General features: G+C 38.7%; 17 protein-coding genes. 10 read left to right on the top strand and 7 right to left on the bottom strand.

Features of this window, described 5'->3' with window-relative positions; translation table 11 throughout:
• Window positions 1-3: 3 nt before the first annotated feature.
• The 3 genes from AB8E63_RS05400 to AB8E63_RS05410 are packed head-to-tail and all read right to left on the bottom strand — an operon-like array spanning window position 4 to window position 1,748.
• The gene (locus AB8E63_RS05400; protein ID WP_368910312.1) at window positions 4-258 is read right to left on the bottom strand and encodes a hypothetical protein; all 255 of its coding nucleotides are present in this window, start codon (window positions 256-258) and stop codon (window positions 4-6) included.
• Window positions 251-808 carry a class I SAM-dependent methyltransferase gene (locus AB8E63_RS05405; protein ID WP_368910313.1) on the bottom strand — a complete coding sequence of 186 codons (558 nt, stop codon included), beginning with the start codon at window positions 806-808 and terminating at the stop codon, window positions 251-253. The genes AB8E63_RS05400 and AB8E63_RS05405 overlap by 8 nt, the downstream gene beginning before the upstream one ends.
• Window positions 792-1,748, bottom strand: coding sequence for a TIGR01212 family radical SAM protein (locus AB8E63_RS05410; RefSeq protein ID WP_368910333.1), 957 nt, complete (start codon window positions 1,746-1,748; stop codon window positions 792-794). The genes AB8E63_RS05405 and AB8E63_RS05410 overlap by 17 nt, the downstream gene beginning before the upstream one ends.
• A 182-nt stretch (window positions 1,749-1,930) precedes the next feature.
• On the opposite strand from AB8E63_RS05410, the gene AB8E63_RS05415 reads away from it, so the two are divergent.
• From AB8E63_RS05415 to AB8E63_RS05440, 6 genes are all read left to right on the top strand, one after another.
• Entirely contained in the window at window positions 1,931-4,117 is a 2,187-nt protein-coding gene (locus AB8E63_RS05415) for a PTS transporter subunit IIBC (protein ID WP_368910314.1), read from the top strand.
• 53 nt (window positions 4,118-4,170) lie between these two features.
• On the top strand, window positions 4,171-4,989 hold the full coding sequence (locus tag AB8E63_RS05420) for an endonuclease/exonuclease/phosphatase family protein (RefSeq protein ID WP_368910315.1): 819 nt from the start codon (window positions 4,171-4,173) through the stop codon (window positions 4,987-4,989).
• Window positions 4,990-5,137: 148 nt separating this feature from the next.
• Window positions 5,138-5,863 (top strand): CppA N-terminal domain-containing protein, encoded by a 726-nt coding sequence (locus tag AB8E63_RS05425; protein ID WP_368910316.1) that lies wholly within the window; start codon window positions 5,138-5,140, stop codon window positions 5,861-5,863.
• Window positions 5,860-6,792, top strand: coding sequence for a serine hydrolase domain-containing protein (locus tag AB8E63_RS05430; RefSeq protein WP_368910317.1), 933 nt, complete (start codon window positions 5,860-5,862; stop codon window positions 6,790-6,792). The genes AB8E63_RS05425 and AB8E63_RS05430 overlap by 4 nt, the downstream gene beginning before the upstream one ends.
• A gap of 9 nt (window positions 6,793-6,801) precedes the next feature.
• Window positions 6,802-7,713, top strand: coding sequence for a DMT family transporter (locus tag AB8E63_RS05435; RefSeq protein ID WP_368910318.1), 912 nt, complete (start codon window positions 6,802-6,804; stop codon window positions 7,711-7,713).
• A gap of 112 nt (window positions 7,714-7,825) precedes the next feature.
• Entirely contained in the window at window positions 7,826-8,584 is a 759-nt protein-coding gene (locus AB8E63_RS05440; protein WP_368910319.1) for a CPBP family intramembrane glutamic endopeptidase, read from the top strand.
• A gap of 43 nt (window positions 8,585-8,627) precedes the next feature.
• Here AB8E63_RS05440 and AB8E63_RS05445 read toward each other — a convergent pair whose 3' ends face one another.
• Together AB8E63_RS05445 and rsmG are read right to left on the bottom strand one after the other, a co-directional pair.
• Window positions 8,628-9,911 carry a uracil-xanthine permease family protein gene (locus tag AB8E63_RS05445; RefSeq protein WP_036753427.1) on the bottom strand — a complete coding sequence of 428 codons (1,284 nt, stop codon included), beginning with the start codon at window positions 9,909-9,911 and terminating at the stop codon, window positions 8,628-8,630.
• 361 nt (window positions 9,912-10,272) lie between these two features.
• A complete protein-coding gene (gene rsmG, locus AB8E63_RS05450; RefSeq protein WP_368910320.1) occupies window positions 10,273-10,986 on the bottom strand; it encodes a 16S rRNA (guanine(527)-N(7))-methyltransferase RsmG in 714 nt (237 codons plus the stop codon).
• 93 nt (window positions 10,987-11,079) lie between these two features.
• Between rsmG and AB8E63_RS05455 the strand changes: the two genes are divergently transcribed.
• On the top strand, window positions 11,080-11,640 hold the full coding sequence (locus AB8E63_RS05455; protein ID WP_314944108.1) for a LemA family protein: 561 nt from the start codon (window positions 11,080-11,082) through the stop codon (window positions 11,638-11,640).
• Between the two features lies 1 nt (window position 11,641).
• Window positions 11,642-12,541 carry a zinc metalloprotease HtpX gene (gene htpX, locus AB8E63_RS05460; protein WP_314944107.1) on the top strand — a complete coding sequence of 300 codons (900 nt, stop codon included), beginning with the start codon at window positions 11,642-11,644 and terminating at the stop codon, window positions 12,539-12,541.
• Between the two features lie 42 nt (window positions 12,542-12,583).
• On the opposite strand, the gene AB8E63_RS05465 is transcribed toward htpX, so the two are convergent.
• Entirely contained in the window at window positions 12,584-14,143 is a 1,560-nt protein-coding gene (locus AB8E63_RS05465) for an ATP-binding cassette domain-containing protein (RefSeq protein ID WP_368910321.1), read from the bottom strand.
• A gap of 244 nt (window positions 14,144-14,387) precedes the next feature.
• Window positions 14,388-14,717, bottom strand: coding sequence for a helicase BlpT (locus AB8E63_RS05470; RefSeq protein WP_368910322.1), 330 nt, complete (start codon window positions 14,715-14,717; stop codon window positions 14,388-14,390).
• A 169-nt stretch (window positions 14,718-14,886) separates the two neighbouring features.
• Here AB8E63_RS05470 and AB8E63_RS05475 point away from each other — a divergent pair, with 169 nt between their 5' ends.
• Both AB8E63_RS05475 and nth read left to right on the top strand, forming a co-directional pair.
• Window positions 14,887-15,429: a DUF177 domain-containing protein gene (locus tag AB8E63_RS05475; RefSeq protein WP_368910323.1), complete on the top strand. Its 543-nt coding sequence runs from the start codon at window positions 14,887-14,889 to the stop codon at window positions 15,427-15,429.
• Window positions 15,430-16,059 carry an endonuclease III gene (gene nth / locus AB8E63_RS05480; protein WP_036753407.1) on the top strand — a complete coding sequence of 210 codons (630 nt, stop codon included), beginning with the start codon at window positions 15,430-15,432 and terminating at the stop codon, window positions 16,057-16,059.
• Window positions 16,060-16,185 lie beyond the last annotated feature (126 nt).

Raw genomic sequence — 16,185 nt, forward strand, 5'->3', positions numbered from 1 at the left:
TCCCTATTTTTGTTTACGACAATTTTCAAAAAGTTCCTTTTGTTCTTGGATTTTTTGATCAATCTTTGAGCAGTCCTTATGTTCTATTTTTTTCTGACAACGCTCCATTTCAAGTGAAATCATTTTCTTCTTGATTTTCAGCATTTTTTTACTCATATGTGCTTCATCCAAAATACCAACTGCACGTTCATGTTGGGTTGACTCGACAAAGTTGTGACGAAGAGATTCGATTTTATCTTTTAGGTATTGTTTATCCATGTCGATACCTTTCTAATTTTTCAATCATAACTAAAAATGGTGGATTGTTGATTTGGTTGAGGGTGCGATAGATAGTAGCAGTATATTCTTGTTGCGGTAACTGACTAACATAATCCATAACTGCATCCCGTTCTATATCTCCGCCTTCATGCCCGTAATAAATCATGATGGCTATTCGTCCGCCTTTAACGAGCATCTGACAGAGTTTTTCAAGTGCCTCAATGGTTGTGTGAGGTTTAGTAATGATAGACTTATCGGCAGTAGGAAGATAACCAAGATTAAAGATGGCTGCTTTCACCTCAGTTACAAACTGATCTACGGTTTCATGACCTTGTAGAAGTAACTCGACATTGGTCAAACCGGCTTCTTGTAGACGTTGACTTGTTTTTTCAAGAGCTTGTTCTTGTATATCAAAAGCGTAGACTTGTTTAGCTAATTTGGCAAGGAAAAGTGTATCATGTCCATTTCCCATTGTTGCATCTACAACAACATCATCTTTTGTGATAACTTGGGCAAGAAAATCATGCGCCAATTCAAGTGGTCTTTTCATTCATAAACTCCTGTTTTACAGCCTTGCATCCTTGGACACTACCTCGACGTCTCATTTCAGCTTCTATGCTATTTAGAACTTCCCATTTATTGAGACTCCACATAGGACCTATTAGCATATCTCTAGGCGCATCTCCTGTAATCCTATGGATGACTATATGTTTGGGAATAATTTCTAGTTGGTCACAGATAACTTTCACATAGTCATCTTGACTCATAAGCTGCAGTCTACCCTCGTGATAATCACGTTGCATCCGAGTATTTGTCATAAGGTGAAGTAGGTGAAGTTTAATCCCTTGAATATCATTATCAGTCACACAGCGACGAACATTTTCCACCATCATGTCATGAGTTTCACCTGGCAAACCATTAATTAAATGGGCTACAATCTCAATCTTTGGATATTTTCTCAAGCGCTTAACCGTTTCCACGTAGAGTTCATAGGAGTGGGCACGGTTAATCAATTCAGAAGTTTCCTCATAGGTTGTTTGTAAACCTAACTCTACAGTAACATGCATTCGCTCTGATAGTTCTGCCAAGTATTCGATAGTCTCAAAAGGCAGGCAATCTGGTCGCGTCCCAATATTGATTCCAACAACACCGGGTTCATTAATAGCTTGTTCATAGCGTTCACGAATGACTTCAAGTTTTTCATGAGTATTAGTAAAGTTTTGGAAATAGACTAGATATTTTTTTACATCTGGCCATTTACGGTGCATAAAGTCAATTTCTTTATAAAATTGGTCACGAATAGGAGCGTCAGGCGCAACGATAGCATCTCCAGATCCAGAAACCGTACAGAAAGTACAACCTCCATGAGCTACTGTACCATCACGATTGGGACAATCAAATCCGGCATCGATAGGAACTTTGAAAGTTTTTTCTCCGAATAAATTTCGATAATAATCATTCAAGGTATTATAGGATTTCATAGCTATTATTATATCAGAAAACCCCAGTAAACTCAAAGTTAGTAAACAATTGAAGAGAAGTAAAAAATTATTAAAATAAAAAATCTTATATAAATCCTTTACAAAAAAAATTAAAGTGGTATAATAGAGGTGTGATTGGTGCAAACGTTTTCGTAAATCGTTTGCATTAAAATAAAAATAAGGAGATTTGAATGATGAAAGATACATTCAAAAATGTTTTGTCTTTCGAGTTTTGGCAAAAATTCGGTAAGGCTCTAATGGTGGTTATCGCTGTTATGCCGGCTGCTGGTTTGATGATTTCAATCGGTAAGACGCTTGCAATGATTAATCCTAACTTTGTGCCACTTGTTGTTACAGGTGGAATCCTTGAGCAAATCGGTTGGGGAGTTATCGTTAACCTTCACATTTTATTTGCTCTAGCTATCGGAGGAAGCTGGGCTAAAGAACGTGCAGGTGGTGCTTTTGCAGCAGGACTTGCCTTTATCTTGATCAACCGTATCACTGGTGCTATCTTTAGTGTTAGTGGTGATATGTTGAAAGATCCTAATGCAATGGTTTCAACAATCTTTGGTAACTCTATCAAAGTTTCTGATTACTTCATCAGTGTGTTTGAAGCTCCAGCGCTTAACATGGGTGTCTTCGTAGGGATTATTTCTGGTTTTATTGGGGCGACTGCCTTTAACAAATACTACAATTTCCGTAAGCTTCCTGATGCACTTTCATTCTTTAACGGAAAACGTTTTGTACCGTTTGTAGTTATTCTTCGTTCAGTAATTGCGGCAATCTTGCTTTCAATTTTCTGGCCACTTGTTCAAACAGGTATTAATAGCTTTGGTATCTGGATCGCTAACTCTCAAGAAACAGCTCCAGTTCTAGCACCATTCTTGTATGGTACTTTGGAACGCTTACTCTTGCCATTTGGACTTCACCACATGTTGACTATCCCAATGAACTATACAGCTCTTGGTGGTACTTATGATGTCATGACTGGTGCGGCAAAAGGTACTCAAGTATTTGGTCAAGATCCACTTTGGCTTGCATGGGTAACTGACCTTGTAAACCTTAAAGGTACTGACGCAGCTCAATACCAACACTTGTTAGATACAGTACATCCAGCTCGTTTCAAAGTTGGACAAATGATTGGTTCGTTTGGTATCTTGATGGGTGTAATTGTGGCTATCTACCGTAACGTTGATCCAGATAAGAAACACCAATACAAAGGTATGATGATCGCAACTGCTCTTGCAACATTCTTGACAGGGGTAACTGAACCAATTGAGTACATGTTCATGTTCATCGCAACACCTCTTTACCTTGTTTATGCTCTTGTTCAAGGTGCTGCCTTTGCAATGGCTGATATTGTGAACCTTCGTGTGCACTCATTCGGTTCAATCGAATTCTTGACTCGTACTCCGCTAGCTATCAACGCTGGTATTGGTATGGATATTGTTAACTTTATCTGGGTAACTGTCCTCTTTGCAGTTATCATGTACTTTATCGCTAATTTCATGATTAAGAAATTCAACTATGCAACTCCAGGACGTAACGGTAACTACGAAAATGCAGATGGATCTTCTGAATCTTCAGTTGCCGGCGAAACTAAAGTTGCAGAAGCTTCTCAAGCAGTTAACATCATCAACCTTCTTGGTGGACGTGCTAACATCGTTGATGTCGACGCATGTATGACTCGTCTTCGCGTTACTGTAAAAGATGCAGAAAAAGTTGGAACAGAAGAACAATGGAAAGCTGAAGGAGCTATGGGACTTGTCATGAAAGGACAAGGTGTCCAAGCTATCTACGGACCTAAAGCTGACGTATTGAAATCAGATATCCAAGATATTCTTGATTCTGGAGAAGTGATTCCTGAAACTCTTCCAAGTCAAATGGCAGCAGCTCAAAAAGATACTGTTGTCTACAAAGGTGTAACTGAAGAAGTTTATTCAGTTGCTGACGGTCAAGTCATTGAATTGGAACAAGTTAAGGATCCAGTCTTTTCACAAAAAATGATGGGTGATGGATTTGCAGTAGAACCAGCAAATGGAAACATTGTATCTCCAGTTTCTGGTACTGTATCAAGCGTCTTCCCAACTAAACATGCTCTTGGTCTTGTAACTGAAGCAGGTCTTGAAGTTCTTGTTCATATTGGTCTTGATACTGTAAGTCTTGAAGGAAAACCATTTGAAGTGGTTGTTTCAGAAGGTCAAACAGTAGCTGCTGGTGATCTCTTGGTCAAAGCTGACCTCGGAGCTATTCAGGCTGCTGAGCGTGAAACTACAACTGTAGTAGTCTTTACAAATGGAGATGCCATCAAGTCAGTTAAATTAGAACAAACCGGTTCTCTTGCAGCCAAAACAGCAGTTGCAAAAGTAGAATTGTAATACACTAAGGGGTTGGAAGCTGTTTTCCAACCTCTTGTTTATAGGAGAAAAACATGAAGTTTTTAACACTCAATACTCATAGTTGGATGGAAAAAAATCCTGAAGAAAAATTTCAGCTCTTGTTTCAAGATATACTTGAAAACAGTTATGATTTGATTTGTTTTCAAGAAATCAACCAAGAAATTACATCACCTCAAGTAGAGTCTGGACCACTTTACAATCCGTTACCTTCAGCAGAACCCATTCACCAAGACCACTATGTTCGTCTTTTGGTAGAAAAGTTGTCTGAAAAAGGACTGGATTATTATTGGACATGGGCTTATAATCATATCGGATATGACCGTTATCATGAGGGAGTTTCAATTCTATCTAAAACACCGATTGAGGCGCGTGAGATTTTGGTTTCAGATGTAGATGATCCAACTGATTATCACACTCGTCGAGTTGCACTAGTAGAAACAGTAGTAGAAGGTAAAGAGCTTGCAGTTGCGAGTGTACATCTCTCTTGGTGGGATAAAGGATTCCAAGAGGAATGGGCAAGATTTGAAGCAGTTTTAAAAGAGTTGAATAAACCTCTATTACTAGCAGGAGATTTTAATAATCCTGCAGGTCAAGAAGGTTACCAAGCTATTCTATCTAGTCCACTAGACTTACAAGATGCATTTGAAGTTGCAAAAGAAAGAAGTGGAAGCTACACTGTTCCTCCAGAAATTGATGGTTGGAAGGGAAATACAGAACCTCTTCGAATTGATTACGTCTTTATGACAAAAGATCTTCAGGTAGAAAAGTTACAGGTAGTTTTTGATGGCCAAGCAAGTCCGCAGGTCAGTGATCACTTTGGTCTTCAAGCAGAACTTTCTTGGAAGAACTAACAAAGAATTTTACTAAAATAAAACGAGTCCCCCTTCGGATATGCGAAGGGGGTTCCTTATTCAAGGGGTTAATATAGTTAAAGTTTTTAGTTGAATAACTTGTAAAATGAAATAAAATCCTTTAAAATAAAATGTGTTGGAGGAATTTATGAATGTAAATCAAATTGTGCGTATGATCCCGACGCTAAAGATAAATAATAGAAGATTAAATGAATTGTTTTATATCCAAACCTTGGGTATGAAACCCTTGCTTGAAGAGTCGGCTTTCTTATCGCTAGGAGACCAGTCAGGCATTGAAAAATTGGTTTTAGAAGAATCACCAAGTATGAGAAGCCGTAAGGTTGAAGGGATCAAAAAATTAGCTAGATTGATTGTAAAAGTAGCGAATCCATCCGAGGTTGAAGCACTACTAGCTAGAATGGAAAAACTTCCTCAACTCTATAAAGGAAACAAGGGATATGCTTTTGAAATCCTTTCACCAGAAGGGGATCTTGTCCTAATCCATTCAGAAGATGACGTCAAAGATTTGAGAAAGTTTGATGAAACTGTTACTTTCCCAAAAGATGAGAAAGTGCAATATTTAACAACATTTGATATTTCAGCAGAAATTAACTTGCCAGCTGAAACGACGAGCCTGCTTGAAAAAGAGGAAATCGAAACTAGCATAACTTTTAAACAAGCCCAAGGTAGTGATTTGCTTGTTGAAAATAATGTAACTTGGGATTTGTCTATGTTGAAATTCCAGGTAAAAGAACTTGAATTGGCTAGTCTGCGTCAACGTTTTGAAACTGCAGGTTACTTTATTCCTAAGTCTGAGAAGTTTTTCCTAACCAAGGATGCCAACAATATCGAATTGTGGTTTGAAGAAGTATGAAACAAGAAATCATTCAAAAAATAGAGCAACAAATTGAGGCAGGGGTTTATCCTGGTGCCTCTTTTGCGTATTATCGGGATGGTGAATGGTCTGATTGTTACCTCGGAGAAGTAAATCCAGAAATTGGAGAGCAGACTTGTCAAGGTTTAGTCTATGATTTGGCAAGTGTGAGCAAGGTCGTCGGAGTTGGAACTGTCATAACTTTTTTGTGGCATCAAGGGGAATTAGATATAGAAAAGTCAGTGACAGAATTTTTACCTGACTCTGATTATCCAGATATCACCATTCGTCAACTCCTCACACATTCTACGGACTTGGACCCGTTTATTATTAATAGAGACCAGTTGAATGCAGAAGAATTGAAAGAAGCTATGTTTCATTTGAATCGACGAGAGAAGAGGGCTTTTCTATACTCGGATGTGCACTTTCTCTTACTCGGTTTTCTTTTAGAGAACTACTTTGAGAAAGACTTAGACCAGATTTTACAAGAGCAAGTTTTGGATCCATGGAAGATGAAGGAAACTCAGTTTGGGCCTGTTAGCAGTGCTGTGCCGACTGTTCGGGGACAGAAAGCAGGCGTGGTGCATGATCCTAAGGCACGTTTACTAGGTAAACATGCTGGAAGTGCAGGCTTGTTTTCAACCGTGAAGGATTTAAAAATCTTCCTTGAGCATTATTTACAGGATGATTTTGCTGACGGATTAAGTCAAAATTTTTCAGATTTGAGTGATAAGGAACGCTCCTTGGCCTGGAATCTTGAAGGTGATTGGCTAGATCATACAGGCTATACTGGAACCTTTATCATGTGGAATCGTAAGAAGCAGGAAGCTGCGATTTTCTTGTCCAATAGAACCTACGAAAAAGACGAGCGTGCGCAGTGGATCATAGACCGTAATCAGGTCATGGACCTAATTCGTGAAGCAGACTAGGGAGGAAGCATGTCAAAAGGTCTTAAAGGAACTCTTTTTACAGTGATTGCTGGTATTGCTTGGGGCTTGTCTGGGACCAGTGGTCAGTACCTGATGGCTCATGGAATATCAGCTCTAGTCCTAACCAATATCCGTTTGATTATTGCAGGTTTGCTCTTAGTTCTCTTGTCCTATATAAAGTCTAAGGAACAATTTCTAGCTTTTTTAAAAGATAAATCAAGTCTGTTTTCTCTCTTCCTATTTTCTTTATTTGGCCTCTTTCTGAATCAATTGGCTTATTTATCGGCTATTCAGGAGACAAATGCAGGTACAGCGACGGTGCTTCAGTATGTCTGTCCAGTTGGAATTCTTGCTTACACAAGTATAAAGGATAAGGTAGCACCTACTATAGCCGAAATCCTTTCTATGATTTTAGCAATAGGTGGAACCTTTTTAATTGCGACTCATGGTCAGTTGGATCAGCTCTCTATGACACCAGCAGGTCTCTTTTGGGGCTTGTTCTCTGCTTTAACCTATGCTCTTTATATCATTTTACCCATTAAACTCATTCAAAAATGGGGGAGCATTCTGGTTATTGGTGTCGGTATGACCATTTCTGGGTTTGTAGCAGTGCCATTTACTGGTATTATCGGTGCTAGTCTACCTATGTCATTTGATATTTTCTTAGCATTTGCTGGAATTATTCTCATCGGGACTGTTTTTGCCTACACGGCCTTTCTTAAGGGGGCAAGTCTGGTTGGGCCAGTCAAATCTAGTCTCTTGGCCTCTATTGAACCAATATCTGCTGTATTCTTTGCTTTCATGATTATGGGAGATATCTTTTATCCTATAGATTTTCTTGGTATGGCAATGATTTTATTGGCTGTGACTATTATTTCTTTAAAGGATTTAATGCTAGAAAAGAAACACAAGTCCATTTAAGAACAGAACAACCTTATAAAGAGGTTGTTTTTTATGCTCTAGTATCAATTTAATTAATTTTAAGATTGAAAGTTTATAATGAAGTTACAAAAATAAGCTAAACGGAGGAAATATGAATTTTATACAAAGTATTCATCCAGCTAAGCCTTTAAGATACTTAAAATGGTTCGACATCTTAATCATCACTGTTTTAATGTTTGGAGAGTTTATCATCCGTTCTACTCAACAATTTATGGATAGTCTATCACCTTCAACTCTTGCTAGTGTTGCGGAAACTACAACAAATGTAGCAAGTGATGGGGCAGCTTATTCTAGTAATTTTACTTTTCAATTGATGATGTTAGGGATTACTTTCCTTTATCTCTTGATTCGAAATTATGATTTTAAACAACTTCCTATACGCTTTTCCTGGTCTGTTTTCATCTGGGTTCCCCTTATCTTTGCTATTGTTGGTATTTTTGGTGATATTGTAACAACCCTTAGTGGTGAGTACAATTATTTTAATCCTCAGTTGATTCCTTTTATAGACCCAATGGAAATCATTAGAAAATTCATGGCCTTAACGCCAATGGCTATTGGCTATGCGCTTTTAAATGGTTTTTACGAAGAATTTTTCTTCTTGGGATTGCTGACTTCAGTAAAAGAAAAACATCAGTGGCTGGTTCTATTATACTCAGTAATCATACGGATTTCTTTCCATACCTACCAAGGATTACTCTGGGCCTTGGTTATTGGTCTTGTTTACGGACTATTCTATTATTTCTTGTACAAGTATGTAGTCAAGAATTTACTGCCATTCTTTCTCATGCACGCTCTTGCAGATATGTTTGGTTCAAGTCTCTTGTACCTCTTGATTACTTGGAGAACATAAGCAAAAAATCCACTCATTCGAGTGGATTTTTTTATGAATGCTTTTAGTCTTTATTTTCGTATGGCAAGATCAAGTTCAAAAGGATACCTGTCATTGCTGATAGGGCAGTACCTGAAAGGGTAACTGGACCAAGTTTAAGGATTGCTCCACCAAGTCCAAGCACGAGCATTGCACTTGCTATGATAAGATTACGCATTTGACCAAAGTCTACACGTTCCTTGATCAAAACTTTCAAACCGTTGCTGGCGATAACCCCATAAAGAAGGATTGACATACCACCAAGTACGGCGCTAGGGATTGTAGAAATCAAAGCAGTGAATTTACCAAGGAAGCTAAGGGCAATTGCGATAAAGGCTGCATTACGGATAACTGAGACAGAAGCGATACGAGTCATACCGATCACCCCTGTATTTTCACCGTAGGTAGTATTAGCAGGACCACCAAGGAAGGCAGATACAGATGTTGCGATACCGTCACCAAGAAGGGTACGGTGAAGACCTGGTTCTTTCAAAAATTGACGGCCACAGATTTGGCTCAAGACCGTGTGGTCTCCAATGTGTTCTGAGATTGTTACGATTGCGATTGGTAAGATTGCAATCGTCTCTGGACCGAAGTAAAGGTTGTATTCTTTGAAGGCACCACCTGTGCTAAATGGTAGGTAGAAGCCTGGAATTTCGAACCAGTTAGCTTGAAGAACAGGTGTGAAGTCTACTAGACCAAGAAAGACTGCAAAGATATATCCACCGATAATGGCAAACAAGAAAGGAATGATACGAAGGAATCCTTTTCCTTTTGTATTGATAAAGGCAGCGATGAGGAAGGTAACCACAGCTACAAGAGCATTTTTCCAGTTGCCATCAGCAACAAGACCAGCATTTGTTACAGCTGAACCTGCAAGACCAAGACCAATTACGATAATCATAGGTCCGATAACGATTGGTGGTAAAAGTTTATCAATCCATTTTGTACCAGCAAAGCGGATGCTAGTTGAAACAAGAACGTAGATTAAACCAGTTAAGATAACCCCTGTTTGAGCGGCAGAAACATCGCCACCCATTTCCTTCATAGCAAGAGACATTGCAGTGATGAAGGCAAAAGAAGAACCGAGATAGACCGGAACTTTAAAGCCAGTACATACCATGTAAATCAGTGTTCCGACACCTGATGCAAACAGGGCAACAGATACAGGCATTCCCAAAATCAGTGGCACCAAGATGGTAGCACCAAACATGGCAAACACGTGCTGGAAGCTGAGTAGAATTCCCTTACCAAAAGAAGGACGTTGGTCAACGTCGAGTAACAAATCAACAGTTGATTCTTGTTTCATAAATACCTCACTTTTTGGGCATCAAAAAAGAGCCCATTATTTTACAGCAATAGGCTCTCAGAGTAAGACATCTTTAAAACATGGTTATCCCAATATTTAAAGAATTTCATATATATCTGCGTCTTCGTCACCTCACGGGATGACATTAAAAACCTTTGCTTGTGATAGTATAGCAGAAAAAAATGATTTTGTAAACGAATTTTTCCTGAGCCTTGAAACAAGAGAGCGAGGCATGATTTTGTAAATCATTTTTTCCCGAGCCTTGAAACAAGAGAGCGAGGCATGATTTTGTAAATCATTTTTTCCCGAGCAAAGAAACAAAAAGGTGAGGCTGATTTTTTAGGTATCTTTTTAAAAATGTTTAAAGTGGTCGTTTATTTGGCATACCGGCCTTACGTGGATATTTGTTTGGAGTTTCTTTTTTCTTTTCTACAATGGTGATGTAGCGAGGGTCTCCATTAGGAAGTGTGTAGCTGATGTTATTTTCAACCTTACTAAAGAGAAGGTTGAGAGCATTTTTGGCTTCTGTCAATTCCTCAGGAGCATTACTGGCCTTAAGAGCTAAAAGTTTTCCACCAACTTTAAGGTAGGGAATGGTTAACTCTGAGAGAACTTGCATGCGAGCAACCGCACGAGCTGTCACAATGTCGAATTGGGCACGGAAGTTCTTGTCTTGGGCAAAGTCTTCGGCACGTCCATGGTAGAAATGAACCCCTTCTAAATCAAGCTCCTCAGCTAGAAGCTGAAGGAAGTTAATGCGCTTGTTCAGAGAATCAATGATAGTCACATCTAGCTGAGGGTAGAGAATCTTCATAGGAAGACTTGGGAATCCTGCACCAGCGCCAATATCAAGTAACTTAATTTCTTGGTTTTCTATCAACCCTTGTAGGATAGGAGCGATAGAATCATAAAAGTGTTTAAGGTAAACCTCTTCCTTTTCAGTAATGGCAGTCAGGTTGATTTTTTGGTTCCACTTGACTAAGAGTTGAAAATAGCGCTCAAATTGAGTTTTTTGCTGGTCAGTAAGATTAATATTCTGTTGGTCAAGTAATGAGTAAAAAGTTTCTGGTTTCATAGTTATGTCCTTCTTGTATATCATCTTATTTTACCACAAAAACATGGAAATTTGATATACTTGTACTAATCAAAAGCAGAAAGGAGCTTTATGATGCAATGGTTGTTTTTTGGAGTTCTTGCTCTATTTATTTTCTTGGTGATTGACTGCTATAATAAATTGGTGAAAAATCGTATGCAGACCAAGGAAGCTTGGAGTCAGATCGATGTTCAGTTGAAGCGTCGAAATGATCTCTTACCAAACTTAATTGAAACAGTACAAGGTTATGCTAAATACGAAAGTTCTACTCTTGAAAAGGTGACTGAACTCCGTAGACAAGTAGCTGCAGCAACTACACCTGCAGAAGCCATGAAAGCTAGTGATGCACTGACTCGTCAGATATCTGGTATCTTTGCGGTTGCAGAGAACTATCCTGACTTGAAGGCTAGTGGCAACTTTGCTCACTTACAAGAAGAACTGACTAATACAGAAAATAAAATATCATATTCTCGCCAACTTTATAATAGTGTCGTTAGCAACTATAATGTTAAATTAGAAACTTTCCCAAGTAATCTGGTTGCGGCTATCTTTGGCTTCAAGGCAGCGGATTTCCTTCAGACTCCAGAAGAAGAAAAGGCTGTTCCTAGAGTTGATTTTAGTGGTTTAGGTGACTAAGATGCTGTACAAACAAATCGCTAGTAATAAACGTAAAACTTGGGTTTTATTAATTGTTTTCTTTCTTTTGTTAGCTATTGTAGGTTATGCAGTTGGATATCTTTTCATGAACTCAGGATTTGGGGGCGTGACTATAGCCATGATTCTTGGCTTTATCTATGCCTTGACCATGATTTTTCAATCTACAGAGATTGTCATGAGTATGAATGGTGCGCGTGAAGTTGATAGGAATGAAGAACCTGTTCTCTATCATGTTGTTGAGGATATGGCTATGGTGGCGCAAATTCCTATGCCACGAGTTTATGTCATTGATGATGCTGGCTTAAATGCTTTTGCTACGGGTTCGAATCCTCAAAATGCTGCTGTTGCAGCGACATCAGGACTTCTAGAGATCATGAATCGTGAGGAGTTAGAAGCGGTAATTGGGCATGAAGTTAGTCACATACGCAACTTGGATATTCGAATCTCTACCATTGCGGTTGCTCTTGCCAGTGCCATTACCCTTTTATCAAGTATGGCTGGTCGTATGATGTGGTGGGGTGGAGCATCACGTAGTAGAAGGAATAGTGACCGTGACAGTGGAGGACTTGAAGTGATTATGTTAGTCATTTCTCTCCTAGCAATTGTTCTAGCACCTATTGCAGCAACTTTGGTACAGTTAGCCATTTCTCGCCAACGAGAATTTCTAGCAGATGCTTCAAGTGTGGAATTAACTCGTAATCCGCAAGGGATGATCAATGCTTTACAAAAATTAGACAATAGTCAACCCATGAGTCATCATGTGGATGATGCTAGTAGTGCACTTTATATCAATGATCCTCAAAAACCAGGTTTCTTGAAAAAACTATTTTATACGCATCCACCCATTTCAGAACGGATTGAGCGTTTGAAACATATGTAAAAAACATCCAGAGGTTTTCTCTGGATGTTTTATTTCCAAAAGTTAAAGATCTTGTAAATCGACTACTTCTAAACCATGCTCTGTCAGACTATAGATACTCGTACAAACTTCTTTTAAGAAACGTCGATCATGCGAAACAGTGACAAGACCACCAGAATAATTGGCAAAGAGTTTTCTGATTTCTGGTTGAGAAGTTGGAGAAAAATTTCGTGTGGGTTCATCCAGAAGGAGAAAGTTTGGCTTTCGCAGAACTAAATTCAAAAGAAGGAGTTTACCTTGTTGACCTCCAGATAAGGAGTGGATTTGGTGGTGCATCTCTGGATAGCTAAAATTAAGACTGGCTAAGTGAGATTGGATTTTCTGTATTTCCTCTTTGTGTCCAGTTTGGCTGAGAAATTCTACTGGGGATAGATTCAATTGTAGTGTTTCTTGGTAATCTTGTGGCATAAATCCAAGCGAAATCTCTCTTTTGCCGCTTAGTAGTTGATGTAACTTTGCTAAAAGAGTGGATTTGCCAACGCCATTGGGACCTATAATGCCGATTTTTTCTTGACCACGGATAGTCAATTGTAGCCCTTGAGACAGAATTCGTTGGCCAATGGATAAAGTCTCGTTTTCTAGTCGAACTATGACTTTTGAAGCCGCTAATGGCTCTATATCTGAAAAGAAAAGTTGGATTTGTTCCTCTTCAAGTGGCTTTTGGGTCATGGACTGAGCTGCTTTTTCGTAGCGTTTTTCTTGAGAAAGAACATTTTTCATCTTTTTAGCTAGTAGTCGCCCGGCAGTACTGTCTTTGGTAGCTCGAAGTGCAGTTTCTACATTTTGCTTAACTCGGCGATGCTTTTCCATGGTTTTTTCATAGACTCTCTGGTCGTTAGCAGCTTGCTGGCTTTGTCTGACAAAACTAGCCTTTCTCTGGTCACTATAGCTATCGTAGTCTAAATGTTCTACTAGGGTTTCAGCTTCCTTTCGATGCTTGATCAGTCGCAAGTGGATAATGGTGTCTGCTGTTTGAGAGAGAAAATCTTCATCATGAGAAATGAAAATAACGGTTTGCCTGGTTTTATGAATCTGTTTTTTTAGCCAATCAACCATCTCTATATCCAAGTCATTTGAAGGTTCATCTAAAAATAAAATCTCAAAGGGTTTGGCAAATTCATGGATGAGCTGAATTTTCAAAGCTTCACCACCCGAGAGACTACCAATTTCTTGGTCGCTAGCAAAACGGTCGCTATCAAAGTGCAACTCCTCAGCCAAACGATAAAGAATGCTGTAGTCTAAATCAGCAGAATCTAAAAAGAAGTAGTCATGTAGAGTTTTCTTTTTCAGATCCTCAGGTAGTTTTTGAGGAATGTAAGCCAGGGACTGAAGGTCAGATTGGATTTCTCCCCTGATAGTGAAATCAGCTAAATTTTCTCCCATTAAAGTTCGAAGTAAGGTTGATTTTCCATTTCCTTCTTCGCCTATAATAGCGACCTTTTCTCCGTCTTGGATGGTAATGTTTAAATCGGAAACAAGGTCTCTTAAATCTTTGTTTTGTGTAATGGTCAGATGATTGATTTTTATCATACTATTGCCCTTTCTAGAATGTCCATATTGCATAACAAAAAGCTCTACTTTACCTAGTAGAGCTAATCGTCTATGTCAAAAAAACTCTTTTAAAAGGGCTGAAAATCAGGCAGAAAAAAGAGCACACAAAAAAGAGACAGAAACAAGATCTACTAAATAAAGGTTCTTTATTTGATAGACTTAGTTGTTCATGTCTCCCTTACCTCCGAGTATTGTTGCAATCATCATACTCTTTTTAAGAAAATTTGTCAAGATTAAGCCAGAAAATCCTCTATTTTTAAAAACCAAAAACAGGTCCATAGAGTGTTAAAACGTGCTTAACTTGAGCGTAGTGGAACTTGTCATAGTTTCTCCAAGCAGTGCGGGCTTGGTCATTTAACTTCAGTGAGCCAAGTCCAATCAAAAGACTAGTCCGTTGGTAAAAAGTTTCCAGTTCAATTAAGATGGCGTTGTCTACTTTCTCAGCTTTTTTAAGTGCTCTGAGAATTTCGTCTATATTTTGCTGTAAGCGTAGATCATCAGGTAATCCCTGTTTACAGCTTTGTATTGTTTGGTTTAATTTTGAAACGAGTTGATAGGCTTCTGTTAAAAGAGCTTTGTCTTCCATATGAGCGTCCTCCTTTGCTCATCTATTGATGCCTATAGTATAGCACAAAAAATAAATTTATCATAATAAATATACCAAAAAAATACAGAATGATGTTTTAAAAGTTTAGAGGCTTTACTTGATCTCCTTTCATGGTATAATCAAGTGAGTAAATCTTTATGGAGGAAGTATGAAATTAAATATTCAAGAAGTTCGTAAGCAGCCTGAAGGCTTGCATTTTGAAGTAGCCTTAGACTTAGCAGCCGACTTACGTGAGCGTAACCAAGAAATTTTAGACGTAAAAGATATTGTCGCAGTTGGAAAGGTTCAGTATGAAGACCGTATGTTTTTCTTAGATTACCAACTGTCTTATACTATCGTACTTGCTTCTAGTCGTAGTATGGAACCTGTTGAGTTAGCAGAGTCTTATCCGGTGACAGAAGTCTTTATGGAAGGTGCTACCAATCAACTGGACCAAGAAGTTATTGATGATGACTTGGTTTTACCTATCGAAAATGGTGAAATCGACCTTGCTGAGAGCGTTTCAGATAATATTTTGTTAAATATTCCAATCAAGGTCTTAACAGCAGAAGAAGAAGCTGGTCAGGGATTTGTTTCTGGAAATGACTGGCAAATCATGACTGAAGAAGAATATCAAGCTCAACAAGCAGTCAAAAAAGAAGAAAGTAGTCCTTTTGCAGGTTTACAAGGGCTGTTTGATGGAGACGAATAGATGGTTTTATCCAAGAAACGTGCCCGTCATGTCATTGAGGAAATCATAGCTCTTTTTCCAGATGCAAAACCTAGTCTAGATTTCCGCAATCATTTTGAACTCTTAGTTGCAGTTATGTTGTCTGCTCAGACGACAGATGCGGCAGTAAACAAGGCGACTCCAGCTCTTTTTGAAGCCTTCCCTACACCACAAGCCATGGCAGACGCAAGTGAGAGTGACATTGCTAAGCATATTTCTCGTTTAGGTCTGTATCGAAATAAGGCTAAATTCCTTAAAAAATGTGCCCAACAGTTATTAGAAGATTTTGATGGTCAAGTTCCTCAGACTAGAGAAGAATTAGAAAGTTTGGCTGGAGTTGGGCGTAAAACAGCTAATGTAGTCATGAGTGTGGGCTTTGGAATTCCAGCTTTTGCGGTAGATACCCATGTGGAGCGCATTTGTAAACACCATGATATTGTTAAAAAATCAGCTACACCATTAGAAGTTGAAAAACGTGTCATGGATGTCTTGCCACCAGAAAAGTGGTTGGCGGCGCATCAAGCCATGATTTACTTTGGTCGTGCTATCTGTCATCCCAAAAATCCAGAATGCGAACACTATCCACAGTTATACGATTTTAGTTCATTATAAGGCCAAGTATTGAATGTTTTTACTTGCTTTGGTCTAGGCTTTGTGATATAGTAAGGACAATAAAATATTCCTTTAAACCTGTCCCGTGAGGCAGTCAAGGAGCTCGATAAAGTAGAAGGGTAAGTC

The organism is Streptococcus sp. oral taxon 061 (assembly GCF_964211575.1).
Taxonomy (GTDB): domain Bacteria; phylum Bacillota; class Bacilli; order Lactobacillales; family Streptococcaceae; genus Streptococcus.